The organism is Nocardia sp. NPDC056100 (assembly GCF_042266325.1).
Classification (GTDB): Bacteria; Actinomycetota; Actinomycetes; order Mycobacteriales; family Mycobacteriaceae; genus Nocardia.
The window spans coordinates 678,406-698,053 of sequence record NZ_JBHJVY010000002.1 but is presented as its reverse complement, the minus strand read 5'-3'; the positions used below and the strand labels follow the sequence as shown (position 1 = coordinate 698,053).

The window sequence follows — 19,648 nt, the reverse complement described above, 5'->3', positions numbered from 1 at the left end:
TATGCCGTACCGATGCCGACGTCGACCGACTCCCGACGCCGGCCGGTACTCTCCGCAGGCTCGCACCAGCTCCGGTGCGTACGGACCCCGGATCGGTGACACGAAAGGGGTCCACGACCTGCGGGCGCGCCCACCGGGAACTGCCTCTAGCCCGGTGGGCATGCGGCACCGCCATCACCTCGCGGCGGCGGGCCAGCTGACAGCGGGCCACGATTTAGGCAAATCGATCGAGCCGGATAACGCCAGCTGCGCCAAATCCTCATAGGCACCGCGCATTTCAGCGAGATGGTCCCACGCACGATGCCGCTGAATCGCGTCGCTCGCACAGTGCAGCGCCCACTGCGCACGCACCGCCGCCTCCGCCACCCGGCCGATCACCCCGCCGACCGAATCGGTCCAGCGCGGAGCTCCCGGTCGCGGCCGGGGCAGCAACGCCCCGATCCAGACATCGATCTCATGCACCACCGTGTCGATACTCTGACCGATCTGCACCATCGACGGCTCCGCACACCATTCTCGATACAGCGTTCCGAGCGCACCGGCCCAACCGGCAAGGGGAATATCACCGTCGAAGTTGCCATCGATGGCGCGCAACAGATCTTGCGGTGACAGAAACGGCCCGTTCGGCAGATATGGCAGCGGGGAATGCACTCGTAATTCGTAGAACACAGCAACTCCTGGGCGGTGCGCCGCGACTCCGGCGCCTCTCTGCGGAAAACCCCCCGGTAGAGGAGGCGGACCGGCTCTCATTGCGCGTGATCCCCGCATTAGGCGCCGGAGTGAACGGTCCCAAAACAAAGCTAGCACCGTGCCAGACTCGCAACCCCGGCACGACCAGACGCTGCACATCTAACAACGAGACCGGCTGCGGGCGATGACACATCACGGATGCGGTTTTCGCGCAGGCTACGTCCGCGTTCACGCCGTGTTCGTCATTGACAACACATCGGGCGCGCTTCTACATTTGCGGACATACGTCATCAGATGACAGGTGTCATCAGATTAGTGATTCAAGGGAGAATCCGCGATGACCAGCACTCACGCGTCCGCCTACCACCAGGTCACCGCACCGCTGCTCGACGAGCTCGACTATCGGATCGACCAGATCGACGGAACGCTGCCACAGGATCTGCAAGGCACGCTCTATCGCATCGGACCCGGTAAGCATCAGGTCGGGAAGTCGCTGCTGCACAACGTGTTCGACGGCGACGGCATGATCTCGCAGTTCGCCTTGGACGGAACTTCGGTGCGATTCCGCAACCGGTATGTGCGCACCCGGCACTTCCAGCACGGCCAGCGCTCGAACCGGATTCGGTATCGCGGTGTGGGAGAACAGATTCCGGGCGGCCCGCTGGCCAATATCGGCCGGTTGCCGGAGAACGTGGCCAACACCAATATCGTCAACTACGACGGCGGCCTGCTCGCACTGTGGGAGATGGGCAATCCGTACCGCATCGATCCCGACACCCTCGATACGCTGGGCCCCACCGATTTCGGCGGTCGCCTCGGATTCCTCGGCGCGTTCTCCGCGCACCCGAAATGGGATCCGGTCACCGGCGATATGTACAACTTCGGCTTGGATGTGCTGCCCACACCGCGCATCCGCACCTATCGAATCGATCGCTCGGGCAAGCTGCACAGCGTCGCCTCGATACCGATGCTCGATGTGCCCTGGAACCACGATTTCGCGCTCACCGAGCGCTATATGGTGTTCGTGCTCGATCCGATCCTGCCCAATATCGCCAAACTCGCCCTGGCCACGTCCTCATTCGTGGATTCGCTGGAGTTCAAGCGCGCCAAGGGAACCCGGTTCCTGCTCGTCCCCAAACGCGGCGGTCGCCCGCGCATCGTCGAGCACGAAGCGCTCCTGCATCTGCACCTGACCAACGCCTACGACGACGGCGATGACGTGGTGGTCGAACTCGTGCGACTCGACACCGGCTGGGACGAGGTCCGCCGCATGACCGGCATGGTGAACCGCGACGACCTGGGCGAGCCGCAGTTCCCGCACTCTCGGCTCATGCAGTATCGGATCACCAAGGGCGGCACCGTGATCGAACGCGAACTCGCCGACCGATCCGGCGAATTCCCGCAGTACGACTGGCGTCGCGGTACCCGCGAACACCGCTACAGCTACTTCGCCGGTGCGGGCGGACCGGCCGGGCTGTTCAACGCGGTGGTCAAGGTCGATCACCGGACCGGCAAGCTCACCAGCTGCGAGCTGGGCGCGAGCTCGGTCGGCGAACCCCTGTTCGTACCGCGCACTCGCGACGCCGACGAAGACGACGGCTGGCTCCTGGCCCTCAATCACGAACTCATCGAAAACCGTTCCCAGCTCCTGATACTCGATGCCCGCGACCTCGAACGCGGTCCGCTGGCCACCGCATGGCTCAACCATCACATTCCCTGGGGATTCCACGGCACCTTCACCCACCGCATCGCACATCCCTTCGGGCACAGATGATTCCGCCGGTCCCCCTTGTGAAGGGACCGGCGGAATCTTCTCAGCTGCCTAGCCTGGTGGAGCTCAGCGCAGCTTGGCCTCGATGGCATCGATGATGCGCGGACGGAGTTCGGCGGCGCGAATGATCGCGTCGACCGAACCGACCTCGACGGCGCGCTGGATATTGTGCACGCGGTCGAATTCGGCGGCGACCTCACCGAGCTTCTCGGTGCGGACCGAGGAGCGCAGTTCGTCGAGTTCGGCCGTCAGCACGGCACGGTCGGCACCGGCGGTGGTGGCGGCACGAGTCTCGAGCTCGCGGACGCGCGGGTCGGCCGCGGTGCGAGTGCTGACCTCGTGGGCGAACACCACCGCGGCGGCGGGCGCGCCACCGAGCACCGACGCGAACGAGCCTTCCAGGGCCAGCACCGTCATATTCGGGTTCAGGGCCTTGGAGAACACCACGAACGCGCCGCCGTGGTACCGCGAGATCACGCAGAACACGATCGGGCCTTGGAAATTGACGATCGCGCGGCCGATTTCGGCGCCGTACTCCAGCTGGAGTTTGCGCATCGACTCCGGGGAGCCGTCGAAGCCGGACAGGTTCGCCAGCACCACCAGCGGGCGGTTGTTGCTGGCGGCGTTGATGGCGCGTGCGGCCTTCTTCGACGAGCGCGGGAAAAGCGTTCCGGCGGTGTAGGTGTCGGGTCCGTCGGTCGGGGTCAGGCCACGGCGCGTCACGCCCCGGGACTCGATGCCCAACAGGCACACCGGAATACCGCCCAGACGCGCGTCCTGCACAACCGCGGTTTCGGCGTCGGCCATGCCCGCCCAGCGCTCGAGCACCGGGTGGTCCTGGTCGGCGACCGCGCGCATCACCGTGCGAATGTCGAAGGGCTTCTTGCGATCCGGGTTCGCGGTCGAGGAGAAGATCTCACCGACGGTGGTGAAATCACTGTCCGCCACCAGATGCGGGAAGTCCGAGACATCGCGATCGAGCGGATCGCTGGTCTCCACGCGGCGCGGGGCCTGCTCACCGGGTGCGATGTAGGTGTGGTCGTAGTGCGACATCAGCACATCGCGGGCCGCGAGCAGGTTCGGCGCCCAGTACTGCGCCTGACCGTTCGGGCCCATGACGCGGTCGTAGCCGCCGATACCGAAGTTGTCCTCGGCCGACACACCACCGGAGAAGTCCAGGGCCTGCTTACCGGTGAGCACCATCGCCGAGTCCGGGGTCATGATCAGCACGCCCTTGGTGTGCATGAGCATGGTGGCTTCGGCGTTCCAATATGGTTGCGCGCCAACGTTGATGCCCGAGACGACGATATTGATCTCGCCGCCGTCCTGGGTGAATTCGACGATGCGCTTGAGCGCGGCCGCCACCCAGTCCATGTTCTCGGTGCCGGACTTCATCGAGATCCGCGCGCCCGAGGACAGCGCGTACCACTCCAGCGGCACCTGCATCTGCTCGGCCAGATCCAGCGCCGCGATCACCCGGCGGCATTCCGGTTCCGACAGCGCGCCAAGCGATTTGGTGGGATCGCCGAGCAGCACGACGCGGGTGACGCCCTCGGGGTACTGCGGGGTCGGGGTGGTGACCACACCGGCGACCATGGCCGCCTTGTTGTAACCCTTGGGCCGATCCACCGGCACCAGCGCGTTCTCGATATTGAGGTCGTACTCGCTGAAATCGCCGAGCTGGCCGGTCAATTCGTACGGGTACACGGTGTTGCGGCTGCTGGCGCGCAGCACCTTCTGGCGGTACTCGTCCAGCGGCTCGACGGCCTCGTCGGTGCGCTCACCGATGGTCACCTCGGCCCCGCCCGCCGCGTCGAACGCGATCCGCAGGGCGATCTTGGTGAGCTCGCCGGTTTCCGGATCGAGCTGGCGTGCGATGAGCAGGATCTCCTCCAGCCCGGCGCCCGCGGTCATCGGCAGCACGTGCCCGCCGATGACGGTCTCGAGCTCCGCGCGGGTGACATCCACCGCCGGCCAGATGTACATGACGATGCGGTTGGTGTTGAACCGCTTGGCCGAGGGCCGCATCGACTGCGCGCGCCGGATCGAGTCCAGGCAGGTGGCGATCGCGATTTCCGCCGAGGGCAGCGCCAGCAGTCGACCGTCCCGCTCGCGCAGCGCCGCGAGGTCGCGGACCTGAGCGAACGCGATGAGCCGCTCATCGGACGGGTTGTCCTTGGCGATACCGCGGAACAGGTACACCTCTTCGTCGTCCGAGGACGGCAGTCGGGTGAGGTCGAACTTGCGCAGGCGCTTCATCTGCATGCGCTGGGCGATGAACGGGTGCAGACCGCGGATCAGGCGCTCTTCGACCATGCCGGTCGCCGAGGGCCGGAAGGTGAAGTGGTGGTGCATGACCGCGCCCCCACTGCCCGCGACGGTGGCGGTGATGCGATGCACCTGATTCGGCAGCGGCTGCGCGTCCAGGGCTTCCTGCAGGGCCGTGGCCATGGCGTCGAAGTCCTCGGGCTGCTTCTCCCAGCCGAGGTAGATATCGGCTTCCACCGAGGCCGCGCTGGCGGACACCTGCGCCAAACCGCTGAGCACACCGCTGATCTGGTCGAAACTGCCCGCGGCCGACACCAGGCTCAGCCCACGACGTTCGGCGACCACGAAGGTGTTGTCGCTGGCGTGCTTGGTCTGGACGTCGGCGAGGTCCTTGTTGCCGTAGTAACGGCGGGTCAGGACTTCGAGCATGGCGGAGTTGTCGGCGTATCCGCGCACCAGGCGCTGACCCAGCAGACGCACCAAAGGCTCTGTGCTGCGCACCATTTCGGCGATGCGCTCGCCGCGATCGGCGGCATCGGGATGCTGGTCCAGGTAGTGCAGGTTCTTGCGCACGCTGGTGTAGACGCGAGCGCGGTTGCGGCGCAGCAGCGGCTGACCGAACCAGGCGTACACGACCCCGCGCGCGAGATCGGCGATGACGGGGAAACGTATCTGCGTCGCGGCGACTAAACGCTCGAGCGCCAAGCCGACCGGTTCGCGCAGTGCCCCATCGGGTCCCGGCTCGCGCAGCCACTCACGCAGCAGCGTGGTGATGATGGTGACCGCATCGGCCGGACGCTGCTGCGCCAGGAAGATACGGAACACCGCCGCCTCGAGATCGGGCGTGCGATCGAGTTCGGTGACTCCGTAGTGCGCAAGCGCGGTACCCAGCTTGGCCTGGTACGACGCGGGCAGACCGGCGCGATCGACATCGAGACTCTGCAGGTAGATGTGGAAGTACTCGCGCGCGCTGGGCGCGTGCGCGGGACCGCTCTCGTCCTCCCACGACCGATTGTGGCTCAACTCGGCGAGATCGGCGAACAGGCGCACGATCTCGAATTCCTCGACCAGCGGGCGGCGCTTGTCCGCGATGGCGGCGCGGCGCGCGATCAGGTACTCGTCGACGACGCGGCGATCATCGTGCGGATCGACGTCGAAGCCCATGAGCAGGCTGCTCACGTCCTGCAGGCCGCGGGTCAAACGCTCTTGCGGGCGAACGGATTCGGGCGCACCGGGCAGATCCAGCTGGACCTGTTCGGTGGCCGCGCCCTCGGAGTCCTCGCCCTCTTCTGCGAGGGGCTCGAGGCGCATGAGCGGCGCGCCGGTCTCGACCTGGCTGCCGACCGTGACCGAGACTTCCTTGAGCCGGGCCCGGAACGGTGCGCGCAGCACGGTTTCCATCTTCATGCTCTCGAGCACGAGCACCGGAGCGCCCGCCTCGACCTCATCGCCGACCGAGAGCGGAGTCGCCACAACCAGCGCGGGCGCGGGCGAGCGCACGACGCCGCCTTCGTCACGGCTGATGCGATGCGTCACGCCGTCGACATCGACCACGTGGATCGGGCCGTGCGTGCCGGTGACCAGGCGGTACCGGGTGCCGTTGACCACGATCTGGCCGGTGTGCTGATCGAAACGCTCCAAATCGACATCGGCGGTGGCGATATCGCCACCGGCCTCGATGCCGATCCGGAAGCGGTGCGCGCCGATGCGGGCGACCCGCACGCGGTAGCTCGCGCCGCGCAGCTTCAGATCGTGCGGGCGGCCGCTCTGATGCTGCACCTGCGGACGGCCACCGGCGGCGGTGGAGAGCAGGCGATGGCGCTCGGCGTTCTCTTCTTCCTCGTACGCGTCGATGGCCGCGGCCGCGAGCGCGATGGACGAATGCTTCTGCGAGACAAGGCGACCCTCGCCGCGCACGCGGTCGATCCAGCCGGTGTCGGCGCTGCCGTCGATGACCTCGGGCTGGTTGAGCAGGTCGAGCACGAAGCTCTTGTTGGTCGCGCCGCCCTCGATGACGACCTGGGTCTGGGCCATAGCACGGCGCAGGCGCGCGAGCGCCTCATCGCGATTGCGGCCGTAGGCAATGATTTTCGCGATCATGGAGTCGAAGTCGGCGGGGATGGTATCGCCCTCGCTGACGCCGGTATCGACGCGAATGCCCGGGCCCGCAGGCAGATTCAGGCGTGCGATGCGGCCCGGCGCGGGTGCGAAATCGCGATCCGGATCCTCGGCATTGAGGCGTGCCTCGACCGCGTGGCCGCGCTCGGCCGGGGGCTCACCCTCGAGCTTGCCGCCGGAGGCGACGTGCAGCTGCGCGCGCACCAGATCGAATCCGGTGGTGGACTCGGTGATCGGATGCTCCACCTGCAGGCGGGTATTCACCTCGAGGAACGCGAACATCTTGTCGCCGGGGTGGTAGAGGAACTCCACCGTGGCAGCGCCGCGGTAGCCGACCGCGATGGCCAGCCGCTCCGCCGACGCCTTGAGATCGGCGACCTGCTCGGGCGCGAGCACGGGTGAGGCAGATTCCTCGATGACCTTCTGATTGCGGCGCTGCACCGAGCAGTCACGCACGCCGAGCGCCCACGCGGTGCCCTGACCGTCCGCGATCACCTGGACCTCGACGTGCCGGGCGCCGGTGACCAGGCGCTCCAGGAATACGATGCCGCTGCCGAACGCGCGGGCGGCTTCCTGACTGGTGCGCTCGTAGGCATCGGCGAGCTCGGCCTCATTGGAGACCATGCGGATGCCGCGGCCACCACCACCGGCGGTCGCCTTCAGCATCAGCGGGTAGCCGACCTTCGACGCGGACTCCAGGGCGGCGTCGAGGGTTTCGACCGCGCCGCGACTCCACGGGGCGACGGGTACGCCGACCTCTTCGGCGATCAGCTTCGCGCCGATCTTGTCACCGAGCTTGCGCATGGCGTCGGGGCTGGGGCCGATGAAGGTGACACCGATCTGCTCGCACAGTTCGGCGAAGGCGGGATCCTCGGCGACGAAACCCCAACCGACCCAGGCGGCGTCGGCGCCGGTGGCGACGAGCGCCTGCTCGAGCGCCTTGAGATCCAGATACGGACGCGCGGACGCGGGACCCAGGTCATAGGCGGCGTCTGCTTCTCGCACGAATGTCGCGTTCCGGTCGACATCGGTGTGCAGGGCCACGGTTTGAATGGGTAACCCGGTCTCCGCGGCCAGATCTCGGACGGCGTGGATCAACCGCATGGCGGCCTCCCCACGATTCACGATGGCGATACGGCTGAACACTCGCCAACTCCTTCCACAGCACTGGCCCGGGGTCGGGCGATTGGATTACGACTGCCGGTCTCGCGTAGTTTGCACCCGAACCGCGCGCACGTACACAGCGTCTCGGGGTTACTCGTACGTATCGTGGGCAATTCCTCAGTCGACGTCGGGAAAACCGGTAGTGAAAATCCACTGTCGGAGACAATGGTGTAATTGGTTCCGGGCGTGGATGGACCATTCGAACCGCCGGGGGCCGGGTTGGCACCGCCCCCGCCGCAGCGTAGGAGGGGATCTGTGTGACAGACATTCTCGACGTGCTCCAGGCACGCTGCGCCGAGATCGCCGGCGAGGCGATCCTCTCCGGCGAAACCCACCCCGGCCTCGAACTCACCACCCACGAAGTGGAAGACCTGATCAACCACATCGCCGACCTCCACCGCCGCCTGCACGAGCTGGCCGCCGCCCACCGCGACCTCGACGACCGCCACACCCAACTGCGCGACGCCACCACCGCAACGGGCGTCTCCCTCGACCGCATCCGCGCCGCCGTCGAACACCGCACCGCCCACCCCGAAGCCCAACTCCGCCAAGCCGCCACCATCGCGCGCACCGCCGCCGAAAACCTGACAACCGCGACATTGAGCATCGAGGGCTCATCGAGCTGACTTGACACGCAGCCGAATTCAGCACGCACTGGAACGCCTCGGAGATGACACCCGCGGCTCTACCATCGAGACAGCCGATGGAGGAGCAGCATGGCCCTGGGACGCAATGCCTACCCCGAGGTCGTCCGCGAGCGGATGTCGCGCATCCGCCAGCCGCACGTAGCGCCGATAAACGCACTAGCTGATGAAATCGCGCGCGTACGCGCACTGGAGCCGGGCACGGTCCCCTACGTCGATCCGGATCAGGGCGGAATCCACGCCCGCGCTCTCGTTCTACTCGACAACCCGAGCACGATGGCAGAGGCGGGTACCGGTTCCGGACTGCTGAGTCTGGACAACAACGACGCGACCGCCCGCAACTGCCGCGAAGCATACGACCGTCACGGCGTCAGCTGGAAAGACGTCGTGCACTGGAACGTCTGCCCCTTCCCCACCGCGAACACCAAGAATGGTGGCTCCCACTTGTGGGAGCTCAAGGCAGGCGTCGTCTGGACCCGCCGCCTCGTCGACCTGCTCCCGGACCTCACAATTGTTCTGCCCCTTGGCAAGAACGCCCGCACCGGCTGGCAACTCTCAAACATCGCCCGTCCAGATCTATACGATTTCACCACCCGCGAGATCCCCCACTGCGGCAACCGCGGACTGAACAGCAAACCCGGCGCTCGGAAAGCATTCGACGACGCGATCCGAGACCTCAGCATCATGCTCGGCACACCGGCAGGACAATGAGACTGACTCGCCGACGGATCCAGCTACACAGACCGTGAGTCGCCCACGTCGATGGTCACTTCGTCTGCCACCGGGTCGCCATTGGAATCGACCGGCGTGTAGTCGATTACGCAGTTCAGGCCCCTGCCGGCGCAGAGGCGGATCAGCAGTTTCAGGTTCGCGATCGAGCCAGTCGGTGGACCGCTGATACGGATTGACTGTCGCTGCTGGCGATATCGCCGTAGAAGGCGATCTGACTCATGCGTTTTCCTGAGCTGGGTTCGGTGGGAGGACTCACGGTCTCGGGCCTTCGCTGAGTCTGGCTATCAGGGCTGAGCGTAGTTGCCAGAGGTCGGAGGGGAGGGCCGGGTCGAGGCCGGTTAGTTGTTTGATGCGTTGCATGCGGTAGTCGACGGTGTTGGCGTGGATGTGGAGTTGGCGGCCGGTGCGGCGGCGGTTGAGTTCGTTGGCGAGGTGGATGCGGAGGGTTTTGAAGAGGTCGGGGTGGGCGTCGAGGGGGTCGAGTTGGGTTGCGAGGAGGCGGCGGGCGGGGCCGGGGCGGGTCAGCTGGTATTCGAGGGCGAAGTTGTCGAAGCGGTAGAGGCCGGGGGTGTTGTGGGCTTGGCGGACCAGGTTGAGGAGTTCGCGGGTGTGTTCGGCGGCGGCGGGGATGCCGGGGACGGTGGCGTGGGTGCTGGTGGCGGTCACCTCGACTTCCGCTGCGGCGGAAAGGCGTTTGACCAGATCGTTGACCTCGTCGTCGGTCAGGGTTGGCGCGGGGATCAGGACGGTGCCGCCGCCCGGGCCCAGGAGGGACAGCACACCTGATTCGGCGTGCGTGGTGAGTTCGTCCTGGATGCGGCCGATCGTGCGGTTCGTGGCGACCTGCGTGGGGGCGGATGGAAGACCAAGGGCGAGAACGGTATAGGACTCGGCGATGGTGATGCCACACTCGCGAGCCATCGTCTTGGTGCTGCGGCCGCCGAGGAGTGCGGCGGCGAGTGTTGTTGCGGCCCCGCGGCGTTCGCAGAGCACGGAGCGCAGTTCGCCGAGGTAGGCGAGTGAGGCGGTCGAGGTGATGACGGTCAGCAGCGAGATGGCCAGTGCGACACCGGTGGTGATGTCACCGGCGTTCGCCGGATTCACCCGGGTCGTGAATTCGGCCAAGCCCCTGCGGAATCCGGTGTGGATGGCGTGCTGGATCGCATCAAGTGGCACACCCGCGCGCGCCCAGTCGGCCACCGCCTGGGTGAGCGGGGCGAGGTCTGCCGCGGTGGGCTCGGCATGGCCGTCCAGCATGTCGATCGCGAATTCGGTACACCGCCACGTCATGGTGGTGAGGTCCGCGCAGCTCTGATTCATGGTCACCACGACTTCTCATGTCGCACAAGGTCTATCGCCTGGATCGTGGAACGTAGCCTGCCACGAGATAACTCTTCGCATGGCATTTTCGCAAGTATTGATGGGGAACTAATTACACCCGTTCAGTTTGCCGAGATTGTTCCGTGATCGCACATATATGCAGGTAAGAGCGATTTCTGTGACCTGAAACAGACTTGCCGAGAAACGGTTACAGCCAAGAATAGTTGTTAACATATTGCCTCGACGGAATAGTCGGGCCCCCGGCGGAGCGCAGGATCGCACGCCCCGGGCCGATTGGTCGGGAGGCCGAAGTTGCACGACAAACAGTTACCGCCGCAATCGCGGCGTTCATTCTTCAAGAATGCCGCGGTCGCCGGCGCGGGCGTGGCAGCGCTCACAACGATGGGCACGGTGCCCGGAGCCGGAAAGGGCTGGCGGGCCAGCGCCGCTCCCCCGGGGAAAACCGTGGCGATATTCGGCGCGGGCCCGGCCGGTATGACCGCGGCACATGAACTAGCCGAGCGCGGATTCGCCGTCACGCTGTACGAGGCGCGAAATGTGCTGGGCGGCAAGACCCGTAGCATCTACGCCCCCAACTCGGGGTCCACGCCACTACCCGGCGAGCACGGATTCCGCAGCTTCTTCGGCTTCTATCACAACCTGCCGGATACGATGCGCCGAATACCGTTCGCGGGCAACAAGAATGGCGTATGGGACAACCTGGTCAGACTCGAAGCGGCAATGATCGCCGGGGTCAACCGGCACAACCTCACCATTCCGCTACCGTTCCCGATCCCGCTGCCCCAGCTGCCGATGACATTGAAAGCCTTCATCGACTCGGTGTCCTCGGTGCTCGAGACCGTATGGCGACTCCCGGCGCAGGAGGCGCTGTTCGCCGCGGAACGACTCGGTGTCTACGTAACCAGTTGCGACGAACGCAAATTCGGCCAGTGGGAGAACATCACGTGGACCGACTTCGCCAAGCTCAACAATTCGTCGAAGGAGTACAACCGGTTCCTCGGCGACGGATTCATCAAAGAGCTGGTGGCCACCAAATCCGCGAACTGCAGCGCCAACGCGATCGGGCTGGTCGGCGAATCCTATGTCTGGTCACTGCTGGGCATCAACAATGACGGCGGTGCGGCGGGTAAGGGCAACGACCGGGTGCTCAACGGGCCGACGAGTGAACAGTTCGTCAATCCGTGGGGCGACTATCTGCGCTCCATCGGTGTGAAGATCCAACTGGAACAGCAGCTTTCGAGCTTCAAGACCAATGGCAAACACATCGCTTCGGCGACGGTATCCGGTTCCGGTGGCACGAACGCGGTGGAAGCGGACTACTACATCTCGGCGATACCGCACGAGCGCTTCTCCACCGTCCTCGACGACGCCATGGTCGCGGCGGACCCCGCCCTGGCCGGTGCGCGCAAACTCCAGAACGCCTGGATGGTCGGACTCCAGTACTTCCTCAAATCCCGCCACGATCTGGCCAACGGCCACGTCGGATACAACGACGCCCCCTGGGGGCTGACCTCGATCAGCGAAGCCCAGTTCTGGAAGAAACCGCTCACCTCCTACGGCGACGGCACCGTCAAAGACGTTCTCTCCGCGATCATCTCGGATTGGGACACCCCGGGCATGTTCAACAAGAAGACCGCCAAGCAGTGCACGCCCGAGGAGATCGTCAAGGAAACCTGGGAGCAGATCAAGGCGCACGTCAACGGCGACGGCGTCACCCAGCTGACCGACGATATGGTGCACTCGACGCTCATCGACACCGGCCTCACCGGCGCGGGCACACCCCAAATCGCGTATGACGACTCGATTTTCATCCAGAACGCGGGCTCATGGACCCAGCGTCCCGAAGCCGCCACCGGCATCGACAACCTCATGCTCGCCGGTGACTGGATCAAAACCGATATGAACGTGTCCTGCATGGAAGGCGCGAACGAGGGCGGCCGCCGCGCCGCCAACGCCGTACTGCACGCCTCAGGCTCGTCCCAGGGCGCAGTCGAACTACACAAACAGTTCAAACAGCTCCTCTGGGAACCGTTCAAGGCCGTCGACGCCGGACTGTATCGCGCCAACCTGCCCAACGAATTCGACATCGTCGACGGCGGCCGCAAACCGCACTGACCGGAGGTGCATGCCACTCGATCAACAGAGAACCCGAACCACGCAGCCCAAGAACACTTTTCAACTAGTTGGAGGATCCAATGAAGAGTCCCTATCCAGTACGAAGACGCGTCAGATTAGTAGCCGCCTACCTGCAAGCCACCGCGGCCGTCATGGTCACCGGAGCGTCGATCGTGACGCTCGGCCTCGGCGTCGCCGCCGCGACACCGGCCCCCATCGGCGGTACCGGCAGCGCCGACTTCCCATCCCTGCCACTGTCCCAAAGCGCCTACACCGGTTCGGCGGGTAGCAGCGACACCAAGGTCTCCCTGCCCATCGCCGATTCGGGCAGTTCCGGATCGGGAGACAGCGGATCGGGTCTCGGGTCGGCGGGCAGCGACGGAAATATCGCAAGCCCCGGTAACGGCAACACGCTCAGCTCGGGCGCGGTAGGCGACGGCTCCAGCGAAAGCGGCAATCGAAACACCGCGCACGACAGCCAGAGCGGCGCGCAACCTCTGGACCTGGGCCCCGCGGTCCCGGATCCGAATCACTGAACCATCGATCGATCCCGGTCGCCCAGCAGTCGAGAGCCTGCTGGGCGACCGTTGCGCTGTCCGAAATCGGGTATATCACCGGCATCCCAGCTGTGAGACGCGCCGCGAAGTTGGGCCACATGCTTGAATTCACGTGCCATGCGGGCTAACGCTCTGTATGAAGTAGGCGAAACAGGCAAGGACCGCAAGGAGATTGACACCGATGGAAACCCAGACCCAGACCGCACCAGCGCTCATTTCCGATACGGACGTGGAATCCGCGATAGCGCTTGTGCGAGCGAAGGCCCCCGAAACCCGCTTCGGCCGCTTCACCGCGCGCCGACCGGCCAACGGCGGCAAGTACATTCAGGTCAACCGCGTCGACGCCGACGGCATCGTGCTGCCGAACGGCTGGACCTTCCTGGTCGACCTGTCGGCGCAGAAGGTCGTCCGCGTCGCGGTGGACCCGGAGAACTTCGACCCCAAGTCCGCTATGCGCCACGGCATGACGTGCTAACCGGTCATATCGACCCGCACGCATCACATCGCACGCTGCACTCGACGGCAATGAGCCAGCCGGTATGGGCCGATCGCCCATATAGGCTGCGCGCATGCCGCACGCTCTGCTGTCCTTCGCCATAGTCGCGGGTCTGCTCACCCTGGTCCCCGGGCTGGACACCGCGCTGGTGCTCCGCGCCGCGATCAGTCGCGGCCGCGGCTACGCATTCGCCACCGCGATCGGAATCGGCACCGGCACACTGGTGTGGGGCGTGGCCGCCGCGGCAGGAGTCTCCCTGCTGCTGACCGCCTCGGAACTGGCGTACACGAGCCTGCGCATCGCCGGAGCGATCTACCTCGCGTGGATGGGCATCACCATGATCCGCGACGGACTCCGCAAACCCGCGACCAATCCACAAGCCACACTGGATGATTCACCCCCGAGCGCATTCGGAGCCTGGGCCCGCGGCCTAGGCACCAACCTCCTCAACCCCAAAGTCGGCGTCTTCTACATCGCGATGCTCCCCCAATTCCTCCCCGACGGAGTCCCACCCCTGCTGATGGGCTCCCTCCTCGCCCTCATCCACAACATCGAGGGCATGCTGTGGTTCACCGCGATCATCACCGCCGCCACCCTCGCGAAAACCTGGCTCAACCGCGACAGCGTCCGCCGCACCATGGACACCCTCACCGGCACAGTCCTGATCGCCTTCGGCCTGAAACTGGCCGCCGACCACCGGTAGAGAACTCGCTGAACCCTTTCTCGGCGGCTCGCGAGCCCAGCGCGGTGTCGGTGGCCGCTATTACATTGCCGGACATGGAGTTGGAGTTGCCGCATCCGCGCGTGCTGTGGGTGACAGCCGTTGTCATGGATGTGTTTTTCGCGGCCTTTTCCGACGCGGTGTTCGAACCCGCCGAGTTGGCCGAAGAGATCGGTACGGCGACGGTGGTCACCGGCGGCCGGTTGGATCATGAGGACTGTGCGGGCAACTGGTTCGCCCTCATCCGATATCCCGGTGATCGCGCGGTGCTGTTCGGATGGGATCGTTGCAACACCGTATGGGACCAGCCCTACGACCCCAGAAGCGATGCGCCGGAATGGGTTCGAGCTGTCGAGCTGAGGACATATCACCCGCGTGTTCTCACCGCGGACTCGATCAGCTTCGTGCGTTGGTGGGAGCATGGCAGCTGGCACTACACACCCACCGAACTCGAAGACGGCCTCGACCTCTGCTTGGGTGAGTGCGTCTTCGACAACCGGCTCCGAACGCTGGCCAAGGATGCGCACGCCGCTGCAGTGCACACGTCATACGACGATGACACCGGTGAGGTTCTGGAGCATGTCAGCCTCGACGACCTCAACCAACTCGCCGATGCGGCCGGTCGCTATGAGGTGACCGAACGCCATCTCGAGATCCTCGCACCCGAGGTGGCCCGTGCTGCGTATCAGTATTTCGCGCAGGCCGGTATGGTCTCCGGCGCTCCCGAACCGGTCGAACTACTCCCCGGCACAACGCAATAGGCACTTGGAAGGTCGCTCGGACATCGTCTCGGACGTATGCCTCCACCCGAGTTCAGGCCGCGCGACGGCCCAACCAGATGCGATAGTGACGGAGTGCGCGCTGTTGGAGCACAGCCTCGATGAGAAGCGCGATTACCGGATTCCTGGAGGGGCGGGTGCGGCGGCCTGCGCCGAGGCGGCGGAGTTGTTGGCGGACGCGGGCCATGCCGGCGGCGGAGGCGACGGCTTTGTCTTTCATTCGGACCGGGGTGAGTTCGATGGTGGCAGTGGGTTTTTCGTGCCAGTGGTTCGGTAGGTCCGGGTTGATGGCTAGGGCGCTGCCCATGCCGACCAGGTCGATGCCGCCCGCCAGGACTTCTTCGGCTACCGGGAGTCGTACGACGCCGCCGGTGAGCATCAGGGGAAGGGGGCTGGTGGTGGCGAGTTGTTCGGCCAGGGCCAGGAAGTAGGCCTCGCGGGAGCGGGTGCGGTCGTCGCCGGATTGGCCGGTCATGGCGGGGGATTCGTAGCTGCCGCCGGAGAGTTCGACCATGTCTACGCCCAGGGGCGCGAGCATGGTGATGACCGTTGCGGCATCGTCGGCGTCGAAGCCGCCGCGTTGGAAGTCGGCGGAGTTGAGTTTGACCGCGACGGCGAAGGTGGGTGCGACGGTGGCCCGGACGGCGCGGACGATGTCGAGTAGGAGGCGGGCGCGGTTTTCGAGGCTGCCGCCCCAGCGGTCGGTGCGGCGGTTGGCCAGCGGGGAGAGGAACTGGGAGAGCAGATAGCCGTGTGCGGCATGGATTTCCACGCCGTCGAAACCGGCTTCTGCTGCCCGGCGGGCGGTTTCGGCGAAGCGTTGGACCGTTTCGGTGATCTGCTGGTCGGTCATGGCGACCGGTTGCGCGAAACGCTTGGTGTTCTTACCGACATCGACACGGATTGCCGAGGGAGCCCAGGCCACGCCGGGCATGTCGGCGCGCACCTGTCTGCCTGGATGGTTGATCTGCATCCAGACCTGTGCGCCACCACTTTTGGCTGCGGCGGCCCATTCACGGAAAGGCTCGAGCGGCGAATTCGCTTCGAGGACAACGCCACCCGGGCCGGTGAGCGCCTCGGCATGGACCATGACATTGCCGGTGATGATCAGCCCGGCTCCACCGCGACTCCAGCGCTCGTAGAGCCGGAACAGCGCCGGGCCGGGGAGTTGCCCGGGAACGGCCATGTTCTCTTCCATGGCGGCCTTGGCGAGCCGGTTCGGCAGCACCGATCCGTTGGGGAGCGTGAAGGGCGTGAAAACCGGTGAAGCCTGCTCCGACCCGCCGGACCTGGTGGGGATGGGGACTGCGGATGACATCGCTGCTCCTGATCGCGGTATGTTTACATTGCTAACATGAGGCTAGGAAGGAATGTGTGCAGTGTCAACTTCAGTGAAGAGTGGTTACCATCACGGTGATCTGCGGGCCTCGCTCCTGGAGGCGGCAATGCACCGGCTCGAGGCCGGTGAGCCGTTCTCGCTGCGCGCGATCGCACGCGATGCGGGCGTCTCCCAGACCGCGCCCTATCGGCACTTCGCCGACAGGGAGGCATTGGAGTCCGCGCTCGCCGCGCAAGGTCTGCGGGATCTGAAGGCGGACCTCATCTCGGGTGGCGAATTACCAACCTCGACAACCGATCTCGGCGAGCTGGCAGTCACCTACGTCGAATTCGCGCTGCGCCGACCGGCACTATTCCGCCTGATGTTCGGCAACGCCTGCGATACGAGCGACGAGGACCGCGTCCAAGCCGCCGCGGAGATTCATGACCTCTTGAAGCTGGCGATGACGCACGTCTTCCCCGATGGCGGCTCCGAAGCACTCGCCTCGGCGGGCTGGGCGCTCGCGCACGGCCTGGCATTCCTTCACCTGGACGGCAAGCTCACCGCCCAGTCGAGCACGGAAGTCGCCGATCACGTACGCGCCGCGTTCGCCGCGATCCTGGCGGTACGCACGCAGTAGCCACGCCGAGTGTTGACAGTGCTTACATCGAGTCTTAGCCTCGTCGATGTAAGCATTGTCAACATAGGGAGCGTTCATGGGTGCGCCCACACCACAGCTGGTCACCGTCGACCTCGGAGGCCGCGAGGTCGATGTCCCCCGAGGCGGTCTCTACGACCGCTTCCGAATGCATGCCGACCTCGATGCCATCGCGGCTGATGCGCGAGTGCCCGGTGTCGAGTTCTTCCGGCAATTACCCAAAGCCAAGGTCGACTCCCCGATCGGCCCCACCTGGACACCGAACTTCTACTACCGAATCTCCACCGCGCGATTGACGATGATCGCCCCCTCAGCGGCGATCCGCGCACGACTGCCGCGCGAGTTGTCCCCGGTCGAACTCATACCCGGCGTCGGACTCGTCTCAGTGATGTTCTTCCGCTACGACATCTGCGATATCGACTTCTACACCGAGGCCGCCGTCGGCATCGCCGTCAAACCCGCGCGGCACCGCGGATTCGGATTCCTCGATCTGCTCACCGGATTGAAGAACGACCACCTGCACACCTACGTGCTGTCCCTACCCGTCAGCAGTAAGATCGCCCAGGTGCGCGGCCATGACGGCTACGGCTTCCCGAAATGGGTGACCGGCATCGATGTCGACATCGACGCCGATAGCGTCACGGCCCGCGTCGCGAATGACGACGGCGATATCGATGTGGCCTTATCCGCCTCCACACCTCGTCAGGTGAAACACGCTTCGGGCGAACAGGTTTCGACCCTGACCTCATACACGAGGATCAATGACGCCTGGCATTCGACACTTAGCCAGACCAATACCCTCTCCACCGGCACCGCCCGCTTCCCGCGTGGGATCGACCTCGAACTCGGCGCGGGCCGGGTCGCCGACGACATCCGCTCACTCCGCCCCATCCGGACGATCCAGCTCGATGTCATGACCGAGGGCCAGAACGCCCTGCACATGCCGATCCCCACCTCCGTCCGAACGAAGGGCGATCACGAATGACCAAGCGCATCTTGAACGTCGTCACCAACGTCGGCCACTACGACGATCCGTCCCACCCGACCGGACTCTGGCTGTCCGAGCTCACCCACGCCTGGCAGGTCTTCGAAGAACACGGCTTCGAACAGACCCTCATCAGCCCGGCAGGCGGACCCGTACCCCTGGAACCGCGCTCACTCTCCTTCCCCAACTACGACAAGACCGCCAAAGCCTGGCGCGCCGACCCCTCCCGAATGGCATTGCTGGAGAACACAATCGGACCCGACCAGATCGATTCGGCCGACTACGACGCCATCTACTTCACCGGCGGCCACGCGGTCATGTACGACTTCCCCGATAGCGAAGGCCTGCAACGCATCACCCGCGAGATCTTCGAACGCGGCGGCATCGTCGCCTCGGTCTGCCACGGCTACTGCGGTTTGCTCAACACCACCTTGTCCGACGGCTCCCACCTCGTCGCAGGCCGCAACCTCACCGGATTCGCCTGGCAGGAAGAAGTTCTCGCCCGCGTGAGCAAGCTCGTGCCCTACAACGCCGAACAGGAGATGAAGAACCGCGGCGCCCACTACACCAAAGCCAAACTCCCCTTCGTCTCCTACGCCGTAGTCGACGGCAACCTCGTCACCGGCCAAAACCCGGGATCAGCAAAGGAAACCGCAGAAAAGGTCGCCGCCCTCCTCTGATCCCGCACGAATCCCCGAGAGGGCTCGGTCATCGATCAGCCCCGGACACGTCCCTACCGTTCACGGTCGCCCCGCGTCCCCGTGTTCACGCGGTGTGACCGTGGTGGTTGTGGCCGGCGGCCTCTGCGGCTTGCTGTGCTGCGTGTTGTTCGCGTGCTTCGAGTTCGTTGTCACGGGCGTTGTCGAGGACGGCGGTGCGGGCGGCATCGTCCTGAAGGATCTGTTTGACGGCGGCGCGGGCGAAGAACGGTGAGATCTTCTGGCCCGCGCGGGCGGCGGCGTCCTCAACGACTGAGTACATGTCCTCGTCGATGGTGAGAGTGATCTTTCGGGTGGCCATACCTTCACACCATTCCAAAAATACGGCGTCGGCGAGGTCGACAGCCTGAGATTCGGCGCGATGCAGCGACACCCCGGCACACGATGTTTGCGGTAGTTCCGACTCTGACACATGGATGTCTTAGGAGCCACTGCCGGAAAGATTGTTGGGAGCACTCACTTTTGCATTCTCCGAGACATTTTATGTGAATCATGATTCTCTTGTGCGATAGTGTCGGGACAGGTCGTTTCAGGAGGTGCCGGTGAGGGCTGCGGATTCGCTGCTGCGGGTG

16 protein-coding genes are annotated in these 19,648 nt (G+C 65.2%); 11 read left to right on the top strand and 5 right to left on the bottom strand.

The window, feature by feature from the left end:
* Positions 1-174 precede the first annotated feature (174 nt).
* Positions 175-669, bottom strand: coding sequence for a hypothetical protein (locus ACFC0O_RS15050; protein ID WP_364644567.1), 495 nt, complete (start codon positions 667-669; stop codon positions 175-177).
* Between the two features lie 358 nt (positions 670-1,027).
* Between ACFC0O_RS15050 and ACFC0O_RS15045 the strand changes: the two genes are divergently transcribed.
* A complete protein-coding gene (locus ACFC0O_RS15045) occupies positions 1,028-2,464 on the top strand; it encodes a carotenoid oxygenase family protein (protein ID WP_375957997.1) in 1,437 nt (478 codons plus the stop codon).
* A gap of 63 nt (positions 2,465-2,527) precedes the next feature.
* Here ACFC0O_RS15045 and ACFC0O_RS15040 read toward each other — a convergent pair whose 3' ends face one another.
* Positions 2,528-7,993 (bottom strand): carboxyl transferase domain-containing protein, encoded by a 5,466-nt coding sequence (locus tag ACFC0O_RS15040; protein ID WP_375957994.1) that lies wholly within the window; start codon positions 7,991-7,993, stop codon positions 2,528-2,530.
* 275 nt (positions 7,994-8,268) lie between these two features.
* Between ACFC0O_RS15040 and ACFC0O_RS15035 the strand changes: the two genes are divergently transcribed.
* Both ACFC0O_RS15035 and ACFC0O_RS15030 read left to right on the top strand, forming a co-directional pair.
* Complete coding sequence (locus ACFC0O_RS15035) at positions 8,269-8,637, top strand: hypothetical protein (RefSeq protein ID WP_375957991.1); 369 nt, start codon at positions 8,269-8,271, stop codon at positions 8,635-8,637.
* A 90-nt stretch (positions 8,638-8,727) separates the two neighbouring features.
* Positions 8,728-9,366 (top strand): uracil-DNA glycosylase, encoded by a 639-nt coding sequence (locus tag ACFC0O_RS15030; RefSeq protein WP_375957988.1) that lies wholly within the window; start codon positions 8,728-8,730, stop codon positions 9,364-9,366.
* 273 nt (positions 9,367-9,639) lie between these two features.
* Here the strand turns inward: ACFC0O_RS15030 and ACFC0O_RS15025 are convergent, their stop codons facing one another.
* Positions 9,640-10,707 carry a PucR family transcriptional regulator gene (locus ACFC0O_RS15025; RefSeq protein ID WP_375960726.1) on the bottom strand — a complete coding sequence of 356 codons (1,068 nt, stop codon included), beginning with the start codon at positions 10,705-10,707 and terminating at the stop codon, positions 9,640-9,642.
* Between the two features lie 312 nt (positions 10,708-11,019).
* On the opposite strand from ACFC0O_RS15025, the gene ACFC0O_RS15020 reads away from it, so the two are divergent.
* From ACFC0O_RS15020 to ACFC0O_RS15000, 5 genes are all read left to right on the top strand, one after another.
* The gene (locus ACFC0O_RS15020; protein WP_375957985.1) at positions 11,020-12,843 is read left to right on the top strand and encodes an FAD-dependent oxidoreductase; all 1,824 of its coding nucleotides are present in this window, start codon (positions 11,020-11,022) and stop codon (positions 12,841-12,843) included.
* 80 nt (positions 12,844-12,923) lie between these two features.
* Positions 12,924-13,379, top strand: a complete 456-nt coding sequence (locus ACFC0O_RS15015; RefSeq protein ID WP_375957982.1) for a hypothetical protein — start codon at positions 12,924-12,926, stop codon at positions 13,377-13,379.
* Between the two features lie 202 nt (positions 13,380-13,581).
* A complete protein-coding gene (locus ACFC0O_RS15010; RefSeq protein ID WP_375957980.1) occupies positions 13,582-13,875 on the top strand; it encodes a hypothetical protein in 294 nt (97 codons plus the stop codon).
* Positions 13,876-13,969: 94 nt separating this feature from the next.
* Entirely contained in the window at positions 13,970-14,599 is a 630-nt protein-coding gene (locus ACFC0O_RS15005) for a LysE family translocator (protein WP_375957977.1), read from the top strand.
* Positions 14,600-14,673: 74 nt separating this feature from the next.
* Positions 14,674-15,378 (top strand): hypothetical protein, encoded by a 705-nt coding sequence (locus ACFC0O_RS15000; protein ID WP_375957975.1) that lies wholly within the window; start codon positions 14,674-14,676, stop codon positions 15,376-15,378.
* 52 nt (positions 15,379-15,430) lie between these two features.
* On the opposite strand, the gene ACFC0O_RS14995 is transcribed toward ACFC0O_RS15000, so the two are convergent.
* The gene (locus tag ACFC0O_RS14995) at positions 15,431-16,714 is read right to left on the bottom strand and encodes an NADH:flavin oxidoreductase/NADH oxidase family protein (RefSeq protein ID WP_375957972.1); all 1,284 of its coding nucleotides are present in this window, start codon (positions 16,712-16,714) and stop codon (positions 15,431-15,433) included.
* A gap of 61 nt (positions 16,715-16,775) precedes the next feature.
* On the opposite strand from ACFC0O_RS14995, the gene ACFC0O_RS14990 reads away from it, so the two are divergent.
* From ACFC0O_RS14990 to ACFC0O_RS14980, 3 genes are all read left to right on the top strand, one after another.
* On the top strand, positions 16,776-17,354 hold the full coding sequence (locus ACFC0O_RS14990) for a TetR/AcrR family transcriptional regulator (RefSeq protein WP_375957969.1): 579 nt from the start codon (positions 16,776-16,778) through the stop codon (positions 17,352-17,354).
* A 76-nt stretch (positions 17,355-17,430) separates the two neighbouring features.
* A complete protein-coding gene (locus tag ACFC0O_RS14985; protein ID WP_375957966.1) occupies positions 17,431-18,357 on the top strand; it encodes an acetoacetate decarboxylase family protein in 927 nt (308 codons plus the stop codon).
* On the top strand, positions 18,354-19,037 hold the full coding sequence (locus ACFC0O_RS14980) for a type 1 glutamine amidotransferase domain-containing protein (protein WP_375957963.1): 684 nt from the start codon (positions 18,354-18,356) through the stop codon (positions 19,035-19,037). The genes ACFC0O_RS14985 and ACFC0O_RS14980 overlap by 4 nt, the downstream gene beginning before the upstream one ends.
* A gap of 85 nt (positions 19,038-19,122) precedes the next feature.
* Here the strand turns inward: ACFC0O_RS14980 and ACFC0O_RS14975 are convergent, their stop codons facing one another.
* Complete coding sequence (locus tag ACFC0O_RS14975; protein WP_375957961.1) at positions 19,123-19,449, bottom strand: hypothetical protein; 327 nt, start codon at positions 19,447-19,449, stop codon at positions 19,123-19,125.
* Between the last annotated feature and the right edge of the window lie 199 nt (positions 19,450-19,648).